Raw genomic sequence first — 16,117 nt, 5'->3', positions numbered from 1 at the left:
GGGTGGCCGGGTGGGGGAGCGGGCCGGTGCCGAACCAGCAAAGCTCAAGCTGAGGCGCGATACCACCACACGCCCTCGCGCACCTCGCGCACCGCTCGCCCTTCGACCTCAAGCCGCCGCAGATGCGCCAGCGTTTCGCCGGTCGCGAGGCCCAGCATGTCGCCGGTAATCGTCCGTCGAAACATCCGCCCGAAACAATCGACCGCACGGCGCGGCTCGACCAGATGCTCGGCCAATATGTCGAGCCGCTTGCGATGCTCGTCACGCAGCGCCGCCAGCCGCGCGTGCAGGCCGGTGAACGGGGCGCCATGCGCGGGCAGAACCAGCAGGTCATCGGCGAGTTCGAGCAGATTCTCGATCGATGCCAACCACTCGCCCAGCGGATCGCCTTCCGGCTCGGTCACGCCGAGCGACACGTTGGAGCTGATCCGCGGCAGCACCTGGTCCCCCGCGATCAGCACGCCATCGGCCTCGTTCCACAGGCACGCATGTTCCGGGCAATGCCCCGACCCGACCACCACCCGCCAGATCCCGCCGCCGATCGCGATCGTCTCGCCATCGACGATCCGGCGATAGCCGAGCGGCATCGGCGCGACCATCCGGCGAAACTGGCCAAATCCCTTGGCACTGGCCGCCGCAATCTGTTCGTCATCCCATCCCGCCGCGCGCCAGAAGGCGATCTGCTCGTCTGGGACCGCATCGCGCACATCGGCGGTCAGCAGCCGCCCCATCAGCCACTCGCCCCGCGTCATCCACAGCGGCGCATCGAACTTGCGCGCCAGCCATCCCGCCAGGCCGATATGGTCGGGATGGAAATGGGTGCAGATCACCCGGCCCGGCGGCCGCTCCGTCAGCGGCTCCGCGTCGAACAGCGCACGCCATGCGTCAACCGAAGGCGGCACATTCAGGCCGGTGTCGACGATCGTCGTCGCATCGCCATCGGCGACCAGCCAGCAATTGATATGGTCGAGCGGCCCGAGCATCGGGATGCGTACCCAGTGGACGCCCGGAGCGACCGCAATCGCCTCGCCCACCGCCGGCGTTCGCTCGCCCAGCGGATAGGTCAGCCCACGATGGCTGGTCGCGACGAAGCTTTCGTCCTGCGTCAGCGAGATGTCAGGGGAAACGGCAGGGTCGGCCATACCCGAAACATTGACGGCGCGGGACCCGCTTGTCGAGTCCACGCGCCGTCACAATACCGTAAAACCGAAAAACCGACCGATCAGCTCTTGAACAGCGTATCCCGGTCCAGCTCGACCCCGGGCGTGGCGTCGCGCGACGCCGCCTCGCGCTCGGCGCGCAGCTGTTCCAGCAACGCCTCGCGATCGCCCTCCAGCCTGGTGTCGACCGGGGCCTCGATCCCCGCCGCCTTCGCCGCCTTGGCCACCGCCGAATCCAGCTCGCGCTGGCTGGTCAGCCCCAGCGTCACCGGATCCTTGGGGGTGATGTTGGAGATGTTCCAATGGGTGCGGTCGCGGATCGCGGCGATCGTCGTGCGCGTGGTGCCGATCAGCTTGCCGATCGCGCCGTCGCTGATTTCCGGATGGTTGCGGATGATCCATGCGATGCCGTCGGGCTTGTCGGCGCGCTTGGACACCGGCGTGTAGCGCGGACCCTTGGTACGGCGAATCTGGTCGGGGCCCTTCATCATCTTCAGACGATAATCGGGGTCTGCCTGACCCTTTTCGATCTCTTCCAGCGCCAGTTCGTGCGCGCGGACGGGATCGCGACCCGTCAGCTTGGTCGTGGCGGTGTCGTCGGCGATCGCCTGCACCTCCAGGATGTGCAGCCCGCAGAACTCGGCAATCTGCTCAAAGCTGAGCGCGGTGTTGTCGACCAGCCAGGAAGCGGTCGCATGCGGCATGAGCGGCTGAGCCACGTCAAAGTCTCCAGAAACAATAAGGGCCGCCCTCCACGGGCGGCCGACTACAGGCTGGATTTAGGCGCATGGGGGCGCTGAGGCAAGCATTTTGGCCCCGGTCGATGCGCGATTGCCCTCCTCCGAAACGGAACCTAGTTTCGCTTCGGGCGTCCTGCCCGGAACGACCCGAAGTTTCAGAGAGGAAATTCCATGAAAAAGGCCCTTCTTCCGCTCGCCGCCGTCGCCGCGCTTGGCCTCGCCGCGTGCAGCGACAAGGCGCAGAACGAGACTGCCGAAGCCGCCGAGGCGATCGGCGCGGACGCCAATGCGACGATGAGCGAAGCCGCCGCCGATGTCGAGGCCGCAACCGACAGTGCGCTGGATACGGCCGAAAACGCCGCCGACCGTGCAGGCGCGGCGATCGGCGAGGGCGCGGACCGGGTCGGCAATGCTGCCGATGCCGCCGAAGACGAACTCGACAAGAACTGAAGACCAGCCGGGGCCGTCGCAATGACGGCCCCGCGCAATTCCGGGGGAATCATGCGCGCCATCGCCCTGCTGCCACTCGCGCTGCTCGCAGCATGCGGCGGCACTGACGACACCACCGGTGTCTCGTCCGACGAAGCGGCCCAGCTCAACGCAGCCGCCGACCTGCTCGACGCAAATGCCGCCGAACCCGCGCCGGAAACGACCCCGCCAACGGGTTGACGGACCTCCGATCCGGTGAAAGCCTCGTGCGCGTAGCGCGTAGCGGAGGCCCGCATGGATCATGTCGCCCAGTATCGGACAAACGGCTATGCCATTGTCCGCGGCGTCTTTTCACCCGATGAGGTGGCACGGATCGGTGCCGCGATCGACGCCGTCCATGCCGAGGGTGTCGCACATGGCCGCAGCTTCCGGCACGGCAACCTGTTCTACAATATCGCACCCGATGCCGACGGCGATCCGCTGGTGCGGATGGTGCAATGGCCGTCCTACCATAATGCGGTGCTCGATTCCGTCCGGCTCGATCCGCGCTGGGTCGCATTGCTCGGGCCGCTGATCGGCGGCGATCTCAAACAGATCATCAACCAGCTTCACTGGAAGGCACCGGGGTCGCGCGGCGACTTCGCCTGGCATCAGGACTCGCGCTTCCGCAAACCTGACGCCGCCTATCGCAACCTCGGCGATTCCTACATCCAGACCGGCCTTGCGATCGATCCGCACACCCGCGACAGCGGCGCAATGCGGATGATTCCGAACAGCCACCGCGCCGGGCCGCTCGATCTCGACACCGATATCGAAGTGCTGGGCAACGAAATGACCGACCATGCGCTGCGCGACGCGGGCATCGATCCCGCCAGCGTCGTCGACCTCGAACTCGCGCCCGGCGACATCGCGATGTGGAGCCCCTATCTGGTCCACGGATCGGGCCGCAACACCGCCGACCACCAGCGTCGCTTCTACATCAACGGCTATGTCCGCGCGGAGGACTGCGATCGCGGCGAATGGGCGTTCCGCGACGGTCGCCCTGTCCCGCTTGGCCCCGAACCCGCTTTGGTCCATTACGAAGCCCTGCACGAAAAGCCCGAACCCCATTATGTCTGACCCTGCCTGATGCGCCTGCGCCAGCTCGAAATCGTCCACGCCGTCTACCAGCACGGCTCGATCAGTGCCGCCGCGCGCGCACTCGGCGTCTCACAGCCTTCGGTGTCAAAGACCCTGCATCATGCCGAGGACAATCTGGGCTTCCGCCTGTTTCAGCTGTCGCGCGGTCGCCTGATCCCCACTGACGAGGCGCATGCGCTGATGCGTGAGGCGGGCGACCTGTTCGATCGGCTCGGCACGCTGCAGATCACTGCGCGCAACCTGTCGCATTCGGGCGGCGGACATATCCGGCTCGGCATCGTCCCCAGTCTCGCGCTCGACATGGTGCCCCAGGCAATGGCGCTGTTCCGGCGCGACTGGCCGCGTGTCACGTTCGAGGTGCACACGCACCACCATGACGATCTGCTGCGCTCGCTGATCGAGCGTGAGCTGGATCTCGCCATCGCCTACACTCCGCCGCCCCATCCCGGCTGGCGCGAGAGGTGATGGCAGAGGGCGAACTGGTGGTGCAGTATCCGGATGGCATGTTCCCCGATCCGGGCGCGCGTTTCCCGCTCGAACAACTCGCCGACCGCGACGTCATCGGCGTCGCCGCCGCCGGCCCGATCGGCGCGGTACTGACCGAAGCGGCGCGCGCGCGCGGCATCACGTTCCGCGAAACCGTGTCGGTCCAGACCTTCTTCATCGCCGCCCGCCTCGCCCAGCTTGAACGCGGGGTCACCGTGATCGACGAATTTACTGCACGAGCCTGGCGCGCGCCGGGCTTCACCTGGCGACCGACCAGCCCGCCGCTGCGGTTCACCATTTCCTGGGTGACGCTGGAGGAGCGCCAGCCGTCGCGCGCCGCCCGCGCTTTCCTGCGCACCTTCGAACAGGTTCTCGAGGATAATCGCGCGAAAGCCATAACCTAAATCTATACCTATCGCAGCGATTGCGCGGTTTTCCGCGGCGGGGCGCACTTTAATGTCGCATCTGGGAACGCGATTGGAATGTCGATCCAATCGTATCCAGGGGGAGATGCACGCTGTTCGACCGCAACACATGGCTGGCGGCATGACCGACCCACGTGAGGTGATCGTGCTGGGCGCGGGGGTGGTCGGCATGGCCACGGCGCTGACGCTTGCCGAACGCGGCCACCGCGTCACGGTGATCGATAGTGCCAAGGGACCGGGCCTCGGCACCTCCTTCGCGAACGGCGCGCAGCTCAGCTATGGCTATACCGATGCGCTCGCGAGCCCCGCCACGCTGGCACAGATACCGCGAGTGCTGCTCGGTCTCGATCGCGCGCTGCGCTTCCATCTGCGGCTCGATCCGGACTTCATCGCGTGGGGCCTTGCCTTCCTGCGCAACGGCACCGCCGCGCGCTTCCGCCGCAACACCCTTGCCGGGCTCGACCTTGCTGCCCGGTCGCGTGCGGCACTGGCGGGGCTTGCCGCGCGCCACCGGCTCGACTTCGGTCACGGCGCGCCGGGCAAGATCCATCTCTACCGCAGCGAAGCGTCCTTCGCGGGGGCGCAGGAAATGGCCGCGTTCAAGGCAGCGCACGGCATCGACCAGACGATCCTGGACCCCGATGCTGCCGTCGCCGCCGAGCCGATGCTCGCGCCGGTGCGCGATTCCATCGTCGGCGCGCTGCTGACCCGTGGCGAGGAGGTCGGCGACCCCCATCGCTTCTGCGTCAGCGCGCATGAAGCGCTTCTGCGCGCGGGCGGCAGCTCGATGATGGGCACTGGCATCGACCGGATCATCGCCAATGGCTCCGGTCCTGCGCTGATCACCAGCGACGGAACCCGCGTCGGTGCCGATCGCATCATCCTCGCCGCGGGTACCGGCTCCGCGCGGCTCGCGCGCCAACTTGGCGTGCGCCTGCCGATTCAGCCGATGAAGGGCTATTCGATCACCCTTGCGCCCGGCCCCGCCGCGCCGAGCATCAGCATCACCGATGTCGCCAACCGCGTGGTCTTCGCCCGTATCGGCAACCGTATGCGGATCGCCGGCCTGGCCGAGCTCGGCGAGCGGGACACGCGGGTCGAACCGGCACGGCTGCGCGTGCTGGTCGACAGCGCCCGCGCGGCCTTGCCTCAGGCGGCGGACTATGAACAAATCGAATCGAGCTGGGCCGGCCTGCGACCGATGACCCCCAATTCGCTTCCGATCACCCGGACCATCGCGCCGGGCGTGATCGCTGCGACAGGGCATGGCGCTCTGGGCTGGACCTACGCCGCAGGCAGCGCGGAGCGCGTCGCGGAGATCATCGAAGAGAGGGGCTGAAGGCGCGTCAGACGCCAGGGCACGAAAGAACAAAACTCAGGGAAGGTGTAATCATGAAAACCAGTATCCGGATCGCAAGTCTGTTGGGGAGCATCTCGCTTCTCGCCTCCGCCACCGCCGCCATGGCGCAGGACGCGCCGCAGACCGCCGCGGATGTGCAGGACGAGGCCGCCGAGGAAGTCGTGGTCATCGGGTCGCAGATCAAGGGCGCCGACGTCGCCGGATCGCTGCCGGTCACCGTGCTGAACGAGGATGACATCGCCGCCACCGCCGCCACCAGCGGCGACGAGCTGTTCCGTTCGATCCCGCAGGCAGGCGACGTCGCCTTCAACGAGAGCCGAGACGCGGGCGGCATCAACGACGCGCGCGGCGACACCGCCTCGATCAACCTGCGCGCGCTCGGCACCGGCAACACGCTGGTGCTGCTCAACGGCCGCCGCATGGTCCTCCACCCCGGCACGCAGAGCGAAAACCTCGTTCCGGTGCAGAGCGTCAACACCAACACCATTCCCGTCCTGGGCGTCCGCCGCGTCGAGGTGCTGCTCGACGGTGCCGCCGCGATCTACGGATCGGATGCGGTCGCAGGCGTCATCAACACCGTGCTCAAGGACAATTTCCGCGGGCTGCGCACCACCGCAGAGATCGGCTTTACCGAGGATTCGGGCCAGGTCGAGGCCGAGTTCGCGTTCGAGGCAGGCCACCGCTTCAACGGCGGCAAGTCGAACATCTCGGTATTCGGATCGTACAACCATCGCGACCCGCTCTATGCGCGCGACCGCCGCAACTCGCGCTCGGCCGACATGCGCCCGCTGGTCGCGGGCACGCCCTTTGCTGGCGATTCCGATTTCGACAACACATCGGTCGACAGCATCTGGGGCGAATTCCAGCGGCTGACCAACAGCTACGTCGCATCGACCACCGCAGCCCAGGTCAATGGCGTGACGCTGACCAGCAGCGGCATTTTCCATATTCAGCCCAACACCAATGAAGGCTGCATCGCCGCGACGCCCTATGCCGGGACGTGCTGGGACAACAGCTCGCTGTCGACCGCCTCGACCGACAACAACCTGAAATATGACGTCAACGATGTCCGCACGCTTCAGGGGCGCAACGACCGCATCAACCTGTTCGGCTTCCTCAATCACGAATTCGACAGCGGGCTCGAATTCTTCGCGGAAGCGGGCTGGTATCGCGCCGATTTCCAGTCGCAGCGCGAACAGGATACCGCGCTCGCCAGCCAGCGGCTGATCATCCCGGCGAACGGCTATTACAACCCGTTCGGCCCGACCGGCAGCGCGTTCCGCATCCCCGGCCTGACCGGCGTCGCCACCACCGGCGTGCCGATCGAGCTGATCGACTATCGCCCGGTCGATGCCGGTCCGCTGGTGGTCAGCGTCCGCAACGACACGACCCGCTTCCTCGCCGGCTTCCGCGGCGAAGTGCTCGGCTTCGACTTCGACAGCGCCGCGCTCTATTCGCGCGCCCGCACCTCCGACAGCATGCGCACCGTCAGCCTGACCAAGTTCCAGGAAGCACTCAGCCGCACTGACGCCAGTGCCTATAATCCGTTCAACGGCGGCGACCCGCTCAACCCGGGCCGCCTGGATTCGTCACCCAATTCACAGGCGGTGATCGACAGCTTCATGGTGAACATCGGTCGCGTCAGCACGACCGAGCTGGCGATGGCGGATTTCAAGATCAGCAAGAACGACCTGTTCACGCTGCCCGGCGGCCGTGTCGGCATGGCGGCGGGTATCGAGTTCCGCCACGAAACCTTCGCCGACGACCGCGACGACCGGCTGGACGGCACGATCGTGTTCACCGCCCTGGACGGCAGCTCGAACGGCAGCGACACGATGGGCGCCAGCCCGACCCCGGACAGCAGCGGATCTCGCGACACCGTGTCGGGCTATCTCGAATTCGCTGTGCCGTTGGTCGCGCCGGACATGAACGTGCCGCTGATCCGCTCGCTCGATCTCCAGCTCGCTGGCCGCGTCGAATCCTATCAGGGGTTCAGCACGGTCGCGAAGCCAAAGGTCGCGGCGTCCTGGTATCCCTTCGCCAATCTCCAGCTGCGCGGCAGCTGGTCGCAGGGCTTCCGCGCGCCGAACCTGCCCCAGCTGTTCGAAAACGGCATCCAGCGGTCGAACACCCGCACCGACTGGGTGAAGTGCGAAGCCGACTTCCGTGCCGGTCGCATCACCAATTTCGACGCCTGCACGCGCAGCCAGGGTGTGGTCAGCAACCGGTCGGGCAGCCAGTCGCTCACGCCGGAGGAATCGGACAACCTCTCGGTCGGTGGCACGTTCCAGCTGAACATGGGCAAGGCGGGTCGCCTCACCTTCACCGCTGACTATTGGGAAATCCGTCAACAGAATGTGATCGGCCTGTTCGGCGACGGCAATGCGCTGATCCTCGACTATCTGCTGCGCCTTCAGGGATCGTCCAACCCCAATGTCCAGCGCGCCGCCCCGACGCCGCAGGAAGTTCTGGACTTTGCCGGCACCGGCATCGCCCCCGTGGGTCGCGTGATCCAGGTCATCGACAATTACACCAACCTCTCGCCGCGCGCGGTGCGGGGCTATGACCTCGGCGTCTATTATCAGGTCAAGGACACCGGCATCGGCGATTTCAGCGTCCGGGTGAACGCTGCGCGCCTGCTCGAATTCTACCAGACGCCCAGCCCGGCAGCCCAGGCACTGATCGACGCACAGGCGGCCGGTACGATCGATGACACCATCGCGATCGCGGGCGCGCAGGATATCGTCGAACAGAATGGCCGCCCGAAATGGCGCGCCTCGGCCAGCGTGACCTGGCGTCACAACGGCTTCGGGCTCGGCTATTATGGCGGCTATGTCGGCGAGGTCACCGACACCTCGGCGTCGCTTCCGGATGGCACCCGCTTCCGCGTCGACGATTACATGACCCACAGCCTCTACGCACAGTATGAGGTCGATGGCGGGCCGATGGACAGCCTGCGCCTGCGCGTCGGCGCACGCAATTTGTTCAACCAGCTCGCCCCGATTGCCGACAATTCCAACGGCTATATGGGCGAACTCTACAGCAACCGCGGCCGCCAGATCTATTTCTCGGTCAGCAAGCGGTTCTGATGCGTCGCGCCGTCCGCGTTCTCGCGGCACCGCTCCTGCTCCTGCCCCTCGGGGCGGGGCAGGACCGGGTTCCCGCCCCCCGCACGATCGACCTCGTCATCATCAATGGCCAGGTCATCGACGGCACCGGCACCCCGGCGCGGGTGGCGGAAGTGGGCGTGGACGGCGACCGCATCCTCTATGTCGGCCAGCGTCCGCGCGGCATCACCGCGCGGCGCACTCTCGATGCGAAGGGCCTCACGGTCGCCCCGGGCTTCATCGACCCGCACACGCATAGCGGCCCCGACGCGACGTCCCCCGACGCGGCGAAGCGCCAGCTCGCCAACCATCTGCTGCAAGGCGTCACCAGTATCGCGATCGGCAATGATGGCGGCGGCGCCAGCGACATCGCCGGCCTGTTCGCGCGCCTCTCCGCCAACCCGACCGGCCCGAACGTCGCCAGCTTCACCGGCTATGGCACGATCCGAATTCAAGTCGTCGGCCACCGCGTCAGCCCGCCGAGCGGCACCGACGGAGGCGAGGCCTATAAGATGGAGCGTCTTGTCGAGCGTGCGATGTGCGATGGCGCACTCGGGCTTTCGGCCGGCCTGTTCTACGCCCCCCAGATGTTCGCGACCGCGAATGAAGTGGCGAACCTCGCCCGCATCGCGGGCAGGTATGACGGCATCTACGAAACCCACCTCCGCGACGAGGGCAGCAACTCGATCGGCCTGTCCGCTGCGATCGACGAAGCGATCCGCATCGCCCGTCTGGGGCATCTCCCGCTCCACATCGCGCATATCAAGGCGCTCGGCGTCGATGCACAGGGCACTGCGCCGCGCATTATCGAACAGATCCGCACCGCCCGCCTGTCCGGCGTGATGATCACCGCCGACCAATATCCGTGGGAAGCCTCCAGCACCTCGCTCGCCGCCGCCCTCGTTCCGCCGGATGCGCAAGAGGGCGGGAGCAAGGCGATGGTGACGCGGCTCCGCGACATCGGCGCGCAGTTGCGGAGCGAAATGACCGAACGCCTGCGCATCCGCGGCGGTGCGAACGCCATCCTCCTCGTCAGCGGCCCGCACAAGGGGCAGCGCCTCGACGCCCTCGCCGCCGCGTGGAAACTCGACCCGCTCGACGCCGCCGCACGCATCCTGATCGCCGATCCCGGCACCAGCATCGCCAGCTTCAACATGGTCCAGTCCGATATCGACGCCTTTGCGCGTCAGAATTGGGTCGTCACCTCCTCCGACGCCACCAACGGCCATCCGCGCCGCATGGGCAGCTTCGCGCGCGGCTGGCGGATGTTCGTGCACGAGAAGCAGCTGATGAGCCCTGAGCGCTTCGTTCAGCGCTCCTCGGCCCAGACTGCCCAAATCCTCGGCCTGCCCGATCGCGGCATCCTCGCGCCGGGCAAGTTCGCCGACATCGCGATCCTGGACCCAAACACCTACGCCGAACGCGCCACATACGACCGGCCCGACGAACCCAGCACCGGCGTCCGCTACGTCCTAGTCAACGGCCGCCTCGCAGTGGACAAGGGCAAGCTCACCGGCACGCTCGCCGGCCGCCCGCTGCCCAAGCCGCGCCAACCCGAATGGAACTGCCCCGCATGACCGAAACCACTGCCCCGGACTCCACCGAGACGCCCGAACGACGCGGCCCGATCAAGCGCGCCTTCGCCTGGTGGTTCAGCGTTGCCTTGTGGAAGCGCATCCTCGCCGCGCTCGTTCTGGGCGCTGCGGCGGGCCTTGTCTGGGGTGAGGGTGCGACGTCGATCGGCTGGATCGGAACGCTGTTTGTCCGCCTGATCCGGATGCTCGTGGTGCCGCTCGTCTTTCTCACCATCGCCTCGGGCGTTGCCGCGCTCGCCGATCCCAAAAGGCTCGGCAGCATCGGCGTCAAGACGCTGGCAATGTATGTCTTCACCACCGCGCTCGCCGTCACCACCGGTCTGATCGTCGCGACGCTGATCGCCCCGGGCCTCGGCGCAAGCTTCGCGGGGGCGGTGCCCAAGGCGATGGGCACGCCGCCCGACACCGCGCAGATGTTCATGGAGATCATCCCCGACAATCCCATCGGCGCGATGGCCGAAGGCAAGACGCTCGCAGTAATCTTCTTCGCGATCCTCGTCGGCGCGGGCGTCATCGCGGCTGGCAAGGGCGCGGAGCCGGTGCGCCAGTTCCTCAGCGCCGGGTCGGAGGTGATGCTCAAGATCGTCGGCTTCGTGATGGAAACCGCCCCGTTCGGCGTCTTCGCGCTGATCGCCGTGGTGATGGGCACCACCGGCCCGTCCAGCTTCCTCGCAGTGCTCAAGCTGGGTCTCTGCGTCGTGATCGGCTCGGCGATCGTCACCCTGCTGATCCACGGGCTGATCGTCGTGCGGCTGATGGCATGGCTCTCGCCACTTCCCTTCTTCCGCGGCATTGCCGATGCGATCATGGTCGGCTTCTCGACCTCGTCCAGCTCTGCCACCCTCCCCGTCGCGATCCGCGTGGCCGAGCGCAACCTCGGCGTCTCGCCCCCGGTCGCCTCGACCGTCCTGCCCTTGGGTGCGACGATCGGCATGGATGGCGCGGCGATGTATGTCGCGATGCTCACCCTCTTCTCGGCGCAGGCATTCGGCGTCGATCTGTCGATGGCCGACTATCTGGTGATCGCCGCCACCACGACCATCGTCGCGATGGGCGTCGCGCCGGTCCCGTCGGGATCGCTGTTCGTCCTCGCCGCAGTGCTGCACGCCATCGGCATCACGCCGGAGCAGACCGCGATCGTCGTTGGCTTCATCCTCCCGTTCGACCGCATTCTCGACATGACCCGCACCGTCCCCAACGTCACGTCGGACCTCGCCATCGCCACCGCCGTCGCGCGCTGGGAGGGAGAGATGGACGTCGCGGTGTACAATTCCGCCGACGATGTTTGAGGCACCAAAATCCTCCCCGGAACGGGGAGGATCTGAAAGGTATCCCATGTTCCTGCGCACCCTTACCCTCGGCCTCTCGGCCTTCGCCCTCGCTCTCCCCACGCCCACGCTGGCGCAAAGCCGCCACCTCCTCGAATATCCCTCGATCCACTCCCCCGTCGTAGGCACGCGCGGAATGGTGGTCAGCCAGAACGAGATGGCGAGCGCGGTCGGGGCTCAGATCATGCGCGACGGCGGCAATGCCATCGACGCTGCGGTCGCGGTCGCCTTCGCCCTCGCCGTCACCCTGCCGCGCGCGGGCAATGTCGGCGGCGATGGCTTCATGACGGTCTATGACGCCAAGGCGAAACAGGTCCGCGTCATCGACTTTCGCGGCATCGCCCCGCGCGCGGCCACCGCGGCAATGTTCGTCGACAACAAGGGCAAGGAACGCGGCGTCGCTTCCTATGGCTATCTCGCCCCTTCGGTGCCCGGAAGCGTCGCGGGGCTGGAGCACGCTCACAAGAAATGGGGCAAGCTCCCCTGGGCCAAGGTCGTCGAACCCGCGCTCCGTCTCGCCCGCGATGGCGTCAAGCTCACCGCCGACGAAGCCTTCGTGTTTGGCTGGGGCCGCGAGCGGCTCGGCAACAGTGTCTCGGGCAAATCGGTCTTCTACAAGCCCGACGGAAGTCTCTACGCCAAGGACGAGGTGCTGAAACAGCCCGACCTCGCCTGGACGCTGGGCGAAATCCAGAAGGGCGGCGCCAAGGCCTTTTACACCGGGGAGATCGCCCGCCGGATCGAAGCGGACATGAAGGCCAATGGCGGCCTCATCACCATGGCCGACCTCGCCGCCTACAAGGCCGTCGAGCGCGACCCGCTGGTCGGCACCTATCGCGGGCACACCGTATATACCCCTCCACCGGCCAGCGCGGGCGGGGCGACATTGCTCAACATGCTCAACATCCTTGAGCATTTCGACATGAAGGCGATGGGTCAGGGCAGTGCCGCCTCGCTCCACATCCTCGCGGAGACGATGAAGCTTGCCTATGCCGACCGCTTCCGCGTGCTCGGCGACCCCGCCTTCGTCACCGCCCCGGTCAAGGGCTTCGTGTCCAAGGCCTATGCCGCCGAACGGGTGAAGCTGATCGCGCCCGACAAGGTGATCCCCGGTGCCGATGCCCCGCATGGCGACCCGCTCAAATATGAAAGCCCCTCGACCACCCATTTCTCGGTCGCGGATGCCGACGGCAACGCCGTATCGGTCACCACCACGCTCGGCTCCGATTTCGGCTCCGGGGTGATGATTGCGAAGACCGGCATCCTGCTCAACAACCAGATGAACAATTTCAGCCATGAACAGGCATGGGAGGCACAGCGCAGCGGCACCCCGCCCCCGCTCAACGCGATGGCCCCCGGCAAGCGGATGCTGTCCACCCAGATGCCGACGATCGTCTTCAAGGGCGACAAGCCCTGGCTCGTCACCGGCACGCCGGGCGGCAGCACGATCCCGACCACGGTGGTTCAGATCATCGTCAACGCGATCGACTATGGCCTCAACGTCGACGAGGCGACCCACCGTCCGCGCATCTATCAGGGAACCACCGCGTCGCTGCGCGTTGAACCCGGGTTCAACCCCGATACGGTTGCGGCGCTCAAGGCAAAGGGGCATCGCATCACTTCCGACGAAACCATGGGCAGCGCCCAGTCGATCATGATTACCGACTCTCTCTTCCTCGGCGGCGCCGATCCCCGCCGTCCCGGTGCCAAGGCAATCGAACCATGAACTCCCTGTTGAAGCCGCTTACCCTCACCCTCGCCGTCGCCGCGCTAGCCGCCTGCGCGCCGCGCGCGGGAACCGATACCAGTGCCACTGCGACCGCCCCCGCCGCGTCTGCGGAGCGTCAGGCCTTCGTCGCCGCCGCCCACCCGCTCGCGGTCGAAGCTGGCCTCAACGTGCTGCGCAAGGGCGGCAGCGCGGTCGACGCCGCGGTGGCGGTCCAGGCGATGCTCAGCCTGGTCGAACCACAGAGCAGCGGCCTTGGCGGCGGTGCGTTCATGGTCCGCTACGACGCCAAGACCAAGGCCGTCACCGTCTATGACGGCCGCGAAACCGCCCCGGCGGGCGCAACCCCCGACATGCTGATGGGCCCGGACGGCAAGCCGCTAGGCTTCCGCACCGCCGTCCTGTCGGGCCGCGCGACCGGCGTCCCCGGCGTCGTCCGCATGATGGCGCTGGCGCAGGAGAGGCACGGCAAGCTCAAATGGCGCGATCTGTTCGCCGATAGCGAGCGCACCGCCGCGAACGGCTTCACCGTCACCGGTCGCCTCGGCCGCTTCATCAACTCGGCCGCGCCTCAGGCCAGCACCCCCGACTCGATCGCCTATTTCCGCAACGCGGATGGGACGAAGACCAAGGCCGGCGACACGCTGCGCAACCCCGCCTATGCCGCCTTCCTCCGCCGTCTCGCTGCCCAAGGCCCGGACGCGATGTACCGCGGCGAGACTGCCCGCCGCATCGTCGCCAGGGTGCGCGAAGGCGACTATGCCGGCAGCATGACCGAGGCGGACCTTGCCGCCTACAAGCCGGTCGTGCGCGAAGGCCTGTGCAACCCCTATCGCACCTATATCCTCTGCGCCCCGCCCCCGCCGTCATCGGGCGTCGGGCTGCTCCAGTTGATGGCGATGATCGAGCGCACCGACATCGGGGCACGCGGTCCCAACGACCCCGTCGCCTGGGTCAAATATGCCGAGGCCAGCCGCGTCATGTACGCCGACCGCGACGCCTATGTCGGCGATGTCGCGACCGTGCCGGTCAAGGGCATGCTCGACCCCGCCTATGTCGCCAGCCGCGCCGCGCTGATCGGCGATCGCGCCGGCCCCGCGCCCCAGCCCGGTACGCCCCCCGGCGCGGTCACCGCGCGGATCGATGCCACCAACGAAGTCGCCGGCACCTCGCACTTCATCGTCATCGACGGCGACGGCAACGCGGTGTCGATGACCACCACGGTCGAGAGCCTGTTCGGCACCGGCCGAATGGTCGATGGCTTCTTCCTCAACAACGAGATGACCGATTTCTCCTTCGTGCCCAGCGGCCCGAATGCGATCGCACCGGGCAAGCGTCCGCGCTCATCGATGGTCCCGACGGTCATCCTCCACCCCGACCGCAGCCTCGCCGGCGCGATCGGCTCGCCCGGCGGCAATGCGATCCTGGGTTACGTGTCCAAGGCTCTGGTGGGCATGATCGACTGGAAGCTCCCCGTCGCCGACGCCATCGCGCTCCCCAACCTCGTCGCGCGCGGCACCAGCTTCAACGGCGAAGCCGACAAGTTCGCCCCCCGCCATGCTCGCCGCAATGGCCGAGCGCGGCGTCACCGTCCGCGCCGGATCGGGCGAGGATTCCGGCCTCCACGGCGTGATGATCCGCGACGGCAAGTTCGACGGCGGTGCCGACCCGCGCCGGGATGGCGTGGCGAAAACCATCACCCTGCCAGCGAGGAAATAGGATGCGCCACCTACTCGCCCCCATCGCCCTGATCATCGCCGCGCCCGTCGCCGCCCAGCAGGTACAGGTCGAGGAGGTCCAGTTCCTCAGCCGCGACGGCAAGACGCAGGTAAAGGGCTATCTGTTCAAACCAACCGACGCCCCCGCCAGGGCACCCGCAGTGGTGATGATGCACGGCCGCGGCGGCGCCTATTCGACCCTCGCCAAGGGCAAGTACGACGCCTCTACCCTCGCCTCGCGGCACAAGGCATGGGGCAAGCTCCTCGCCGAAAATGGTTATGTCGCGCTGATGGTCGATGATTTCGGCGCGGTCGGCCATCCCACCGGTTTCGCCGCCGGGACCTATGCCGATCGCCCGCCCGAGGTGGACGAGGTGAATTTCCGCCCGCTCCACGCCTATGGCGCGCTCCGCTACCTCCAGTCGCGCCCCGATGTCACCGGCAACCGCGTCGCCCTGCTCGGCTGGTCGAACGGCGGCAGTGCCACGCTCGCCGCAATGGCCGACGACAAGCCAGGCGACATGCGCAAGATCGGCTTCGCCGCCGGCGTCGCGCTCTACCCCGGCTGCGGCCTCAAGAAGCGTTTCGACAAGGACGGCTACAAACCCTACCACCCCGTCCGCGTCTTCATGGGCACCGCCGACGAAGAGGTCTCGCCCAAGCTCTGCGAAACCTTCGTCGCGCGCAGCAAGGCCAAGGGCCACGACATCGCGCTCCGCATGTTCGAAGGCGCGACCCACAGCTACGACACCCCCACCAAATCGCGCCAGTCGGTCGCGGCGAACGTGACGGCCAAGGCCGCGACGGAGGCCGATATCCTCGCCTTCCTGGCGGAGCGGCTAAAGAAGTAAAATTCCTCCCCGGAACGGGGAGGGGGACCATGCGCAGCATGGTGGAGGGGGC

The 16,117-nt window shown here is 67.1% G+C and carries 12 protein-coding genes and 1 pseudogene; 11 read left to right on the top strand and 2 right to left on the bottom strand.

Annotated features, from left to right (window positions below; translation table 11 throughout):
* Window positions 1-44: 44 nt before the first annotated feature.
* Window positions 45-1,142, bottom strand: coding sequence for an MBL fold metallo-hydrolase (locus LRS12_RS13610; RefSeq protein ID WP_257845009.1), 1,098 nt, complete (start codon window positions 1,140-1,142; stop codon window positions 45-47).
* An 80-nt stretch (window positions 1,143-1,222) separates the two neighbouring features.
* Window positions 1,223-1,879, bottom strand: coding sequence for a DUF1013 domain-containing protein (locus LRS12_RS13605; RefSeq protein WP_257845008.1), 657 nt, complete (start codon window positions 1,877-1,879; stop codon window positions 1,223-1,225).
* A 192-nt stretch (window positions 1,880-2,071) separates the two neighbouring features.
* Between LRS12_RS13605 and LRS12_RS13600 the strand changes: the two genes are divergently transcribed.
* The 11 genes and pseudogenes from LRS12_RS13600 (at window position 2,072) to LRS12_RS13545 (ending at window position 16,065) form a co-directional block, all read left to right on the top strand.
* Window positions 2,072-2,350, top strand: a complete 279-nt coding sequence (locus LRS12_RS13600) for a hypothetical protein (RefSeq protein WP_257845007.1) — start codon at window positions 2,072-2,074, stop codon at window positions 2,348-2,350.
* Window positions 2,351-2,401: 51 nt separating this feature from the next.
* A complete protein-coding gene (locus tag LRS12_RS13595; protein WP_257845006.1) occupies window positions 2,402-2,569 on the top strand; it encodes a hypothetical protein in 168 nt (55 codons plus the stop codon).
* Window positions 2,570-2,623: 54 nt separating this feature from the next.
* The gene (locus LRS12_RS13590) at window positions 2,624-3,448 is read left to right on the top strand and encodes a phytanoyl-CoA dioxygenase family protein (protein WP_257845005.1); all 825 of its coding nucleotides are present in this window, start codon (window positions 2,624-2,626) and stop codon (window positions 3,446-3,448) included.
* A 9-nt stretch (window positions 3,449-3,457) separates the two neighbouring features.
* Window positions 3,458-4,359, top strand: a pseudogene (locus LRS12_RS20395) (LysR family transcriptional regulator).
* 142 nt (window positions 4,360-4,501) lie between these two features.
* Window positions 4,502-5,719: an FAD-dependent oxidoreductase gene (locus LRS12_RS13575; RefSeq protein ID WP_257845002.1), complete on the top strand. Its 1,218-nt coding sequence runs from the start codon at window positions 4,502-4,504 to the stop codon at window positions 5,717-5,719.
* 53 nt (window positions 5,720-5,772) lie between these two features.
* Window positions 5,773-8,829 (top strand): TonB-dependent receptor domain-containing protein, encoded by a 3,057-nt coding sequence (locus LRS12_RS13570; RefSeq protein ID WP_257845001.1) that lies wholly within the window; start codon window positions 5,773-5,775, stop codon window positions 8,827-8,829.
* Window positions 8,829-10,424: an amidohydrolase family protein gene (locus LRS12_RS13565; protein WP_257845000.1), complete on the top strand. Its 1,596-nt coding sequence runs from the start codon at window positions 8,829-8,831 to the stop codon at window positions 10,422-10,424. The genes LRS12_RS13570 and LRS12_RS13565 overlap by 1 nt, the downstream gene beginning before the upstream one ends.
* Window positions 10,421-11,731: a dicarboxylate/amino acid:cation symporter gene (locus tag LRS12_RS13560; RefSeq protein ID WP_257844999.1), complete on the top strand. Its 1,311-nt coding sequence runs from the start codon at window positions 10,421-10,423 to the stop codon at window positions 11,729-11,731. The genes LRS12_RS13565 and LRS12_RS13560 overlap by 4 nt, the downstream gene beginning before the upstream one ends.
* Window positions 11,732-11,777: 46 nt before the next feature.
* Window positions 11,778-13,496 (top strand): gamma-glutamyltransferase, encoded by a 1,719-nt coding sequence (ggt, locus tag LRS12_RS13555; RefSeq protein ID WP_257844998.1) that lies wholly within the window; start codon window positions 11,778-11,780, stop codon window positions 13,494-13,496.
* Window positions 13,493-15,247, top strand: coding sequence for a gamma-glutamyltransferase family protein (locus tag LRS12_RS13550; RefSeq protein WP_257844997.1), 1,755 nt, complete (start codon window positions 13,493-13,495; stop codon window positions 15,245-15,247). Before ggt ends, LRS12_RS13550 begins: the two co-directional genes overlap by 4 nt.
* Window positions 15,217-16,065, top strand: coding sequence for a dienelactone hydrolase family protein (locus LRS12_RS13545; RefSeq protein ID WP_257844996.1), 849 nt, complete (start codon window positions 15,217-15,219; stop codon window positions 16,063-16,065). Before LRS12_RS13550 ends, LRS12_RS13545 begins: the two co-directional genes overlap by 31 nt.
* The last annotated feature ends 52 nt before the right edge of the window (window positions 16,066-16,117 follow it).

The organism is Sphingomonas sp. J344, from assembly GCF_024700005.1.
Classification (GTDB): domain Bacteria; phylum Pseudomonadota; class Alphaproteobacteria; order Sphingomonadales; family Sphingomonadaceae; genus Sphingomonas.
Note: the sequence above shows the minus strand (reverse complement) of the source record. Positions and strands in the feature narration are given on the sequence as shown.

What these genes read in the sequence shown, in the direction of transcription:
- LRS12_RS13610 (WP_257845009.1), bottom strand. Translation starts at nt 1,142, where the DNA reads ATGGCCGACCCTGCCGTTTCCCCTGACATCTCGCTGACGCAGGACGAA.
- LRS12_RS13600 (WP_257845007.1), top strand. Translation starts at nt 2,072, where the DNA reads ATGAAAAAGGCCCTTCTTCCGCTCGCCGCCGTCGCCGCGCTTGGCCTC.
- LRS12_RS13595 (WP_257845006.1), top strand. Translation starts at nt 2,402, where the DNA reads ATGCGCGCCATCGCCCTGCTGCCACTCGCGCTGCTCGCAGCATGCGGC.
- LRS12_RS13590 (WP_257845005.1), top strand. Translation starts at nt 2,624, where the DNA reads ATGGATCATGTCGCCCAGTATCGGACAAACGGCTATGCCATTGTCCGC.
- LRS12_RS13575 (WP_257845002.1), top strand. Translation starts at nt 4,502, where the DNA reads ATGACCGACCCACGTGAGGTGATCGTGCTGGGCGCGGGGGTGGTCGGC.
- LRS12_RS13570 (WP_257845001.1), top strand. Translation starts at nt 5,773, where the DNA reads ATGAAAACCAGTATCCGGATCGCAAGTCTGTTGGGGAGCATCTCGCTT.
- LRS12_RS13565 (WP_257845000.1), top strand. Translation starts at nt 8,829, where the DNA reads ATGCGTCGCGCCGTCCGCGTTCTCGCGGCACCGCTCCTGCTCCTGCCC.
- LRS12_RS13560 (WP_257844999.1), top strand. Translation starts at nt 10,421, where the DNA reads ATGACCGAAACCACTGCCCCGGACTCCACCGAGACGCCCGAACGACGC.
- ggt (WP_257844998.1), top strand. Translation starts at nt 11,778, where the DNA reads ATGTTCCTGCGCACCCTTACCCTCGGCCTCTCGGCCTTCGCCCTCGCT.
- LRS12_RS13550 (WP_257844997.1), top strand. Translation starts at nt 13,493, where the DNA reads ATGAACTCCCTGTTGAAGCCGCTTACCCTCACCCTCGCCGTCGCCGCG.
- LRS12_RS13545 (WP_257844996.1), top strand. Translation starts at nt 15,217, where the DNA reads ATGCGCCACCTACTCGCCCCCATCGCCCTGATCATCGCCGCGCCCGTC.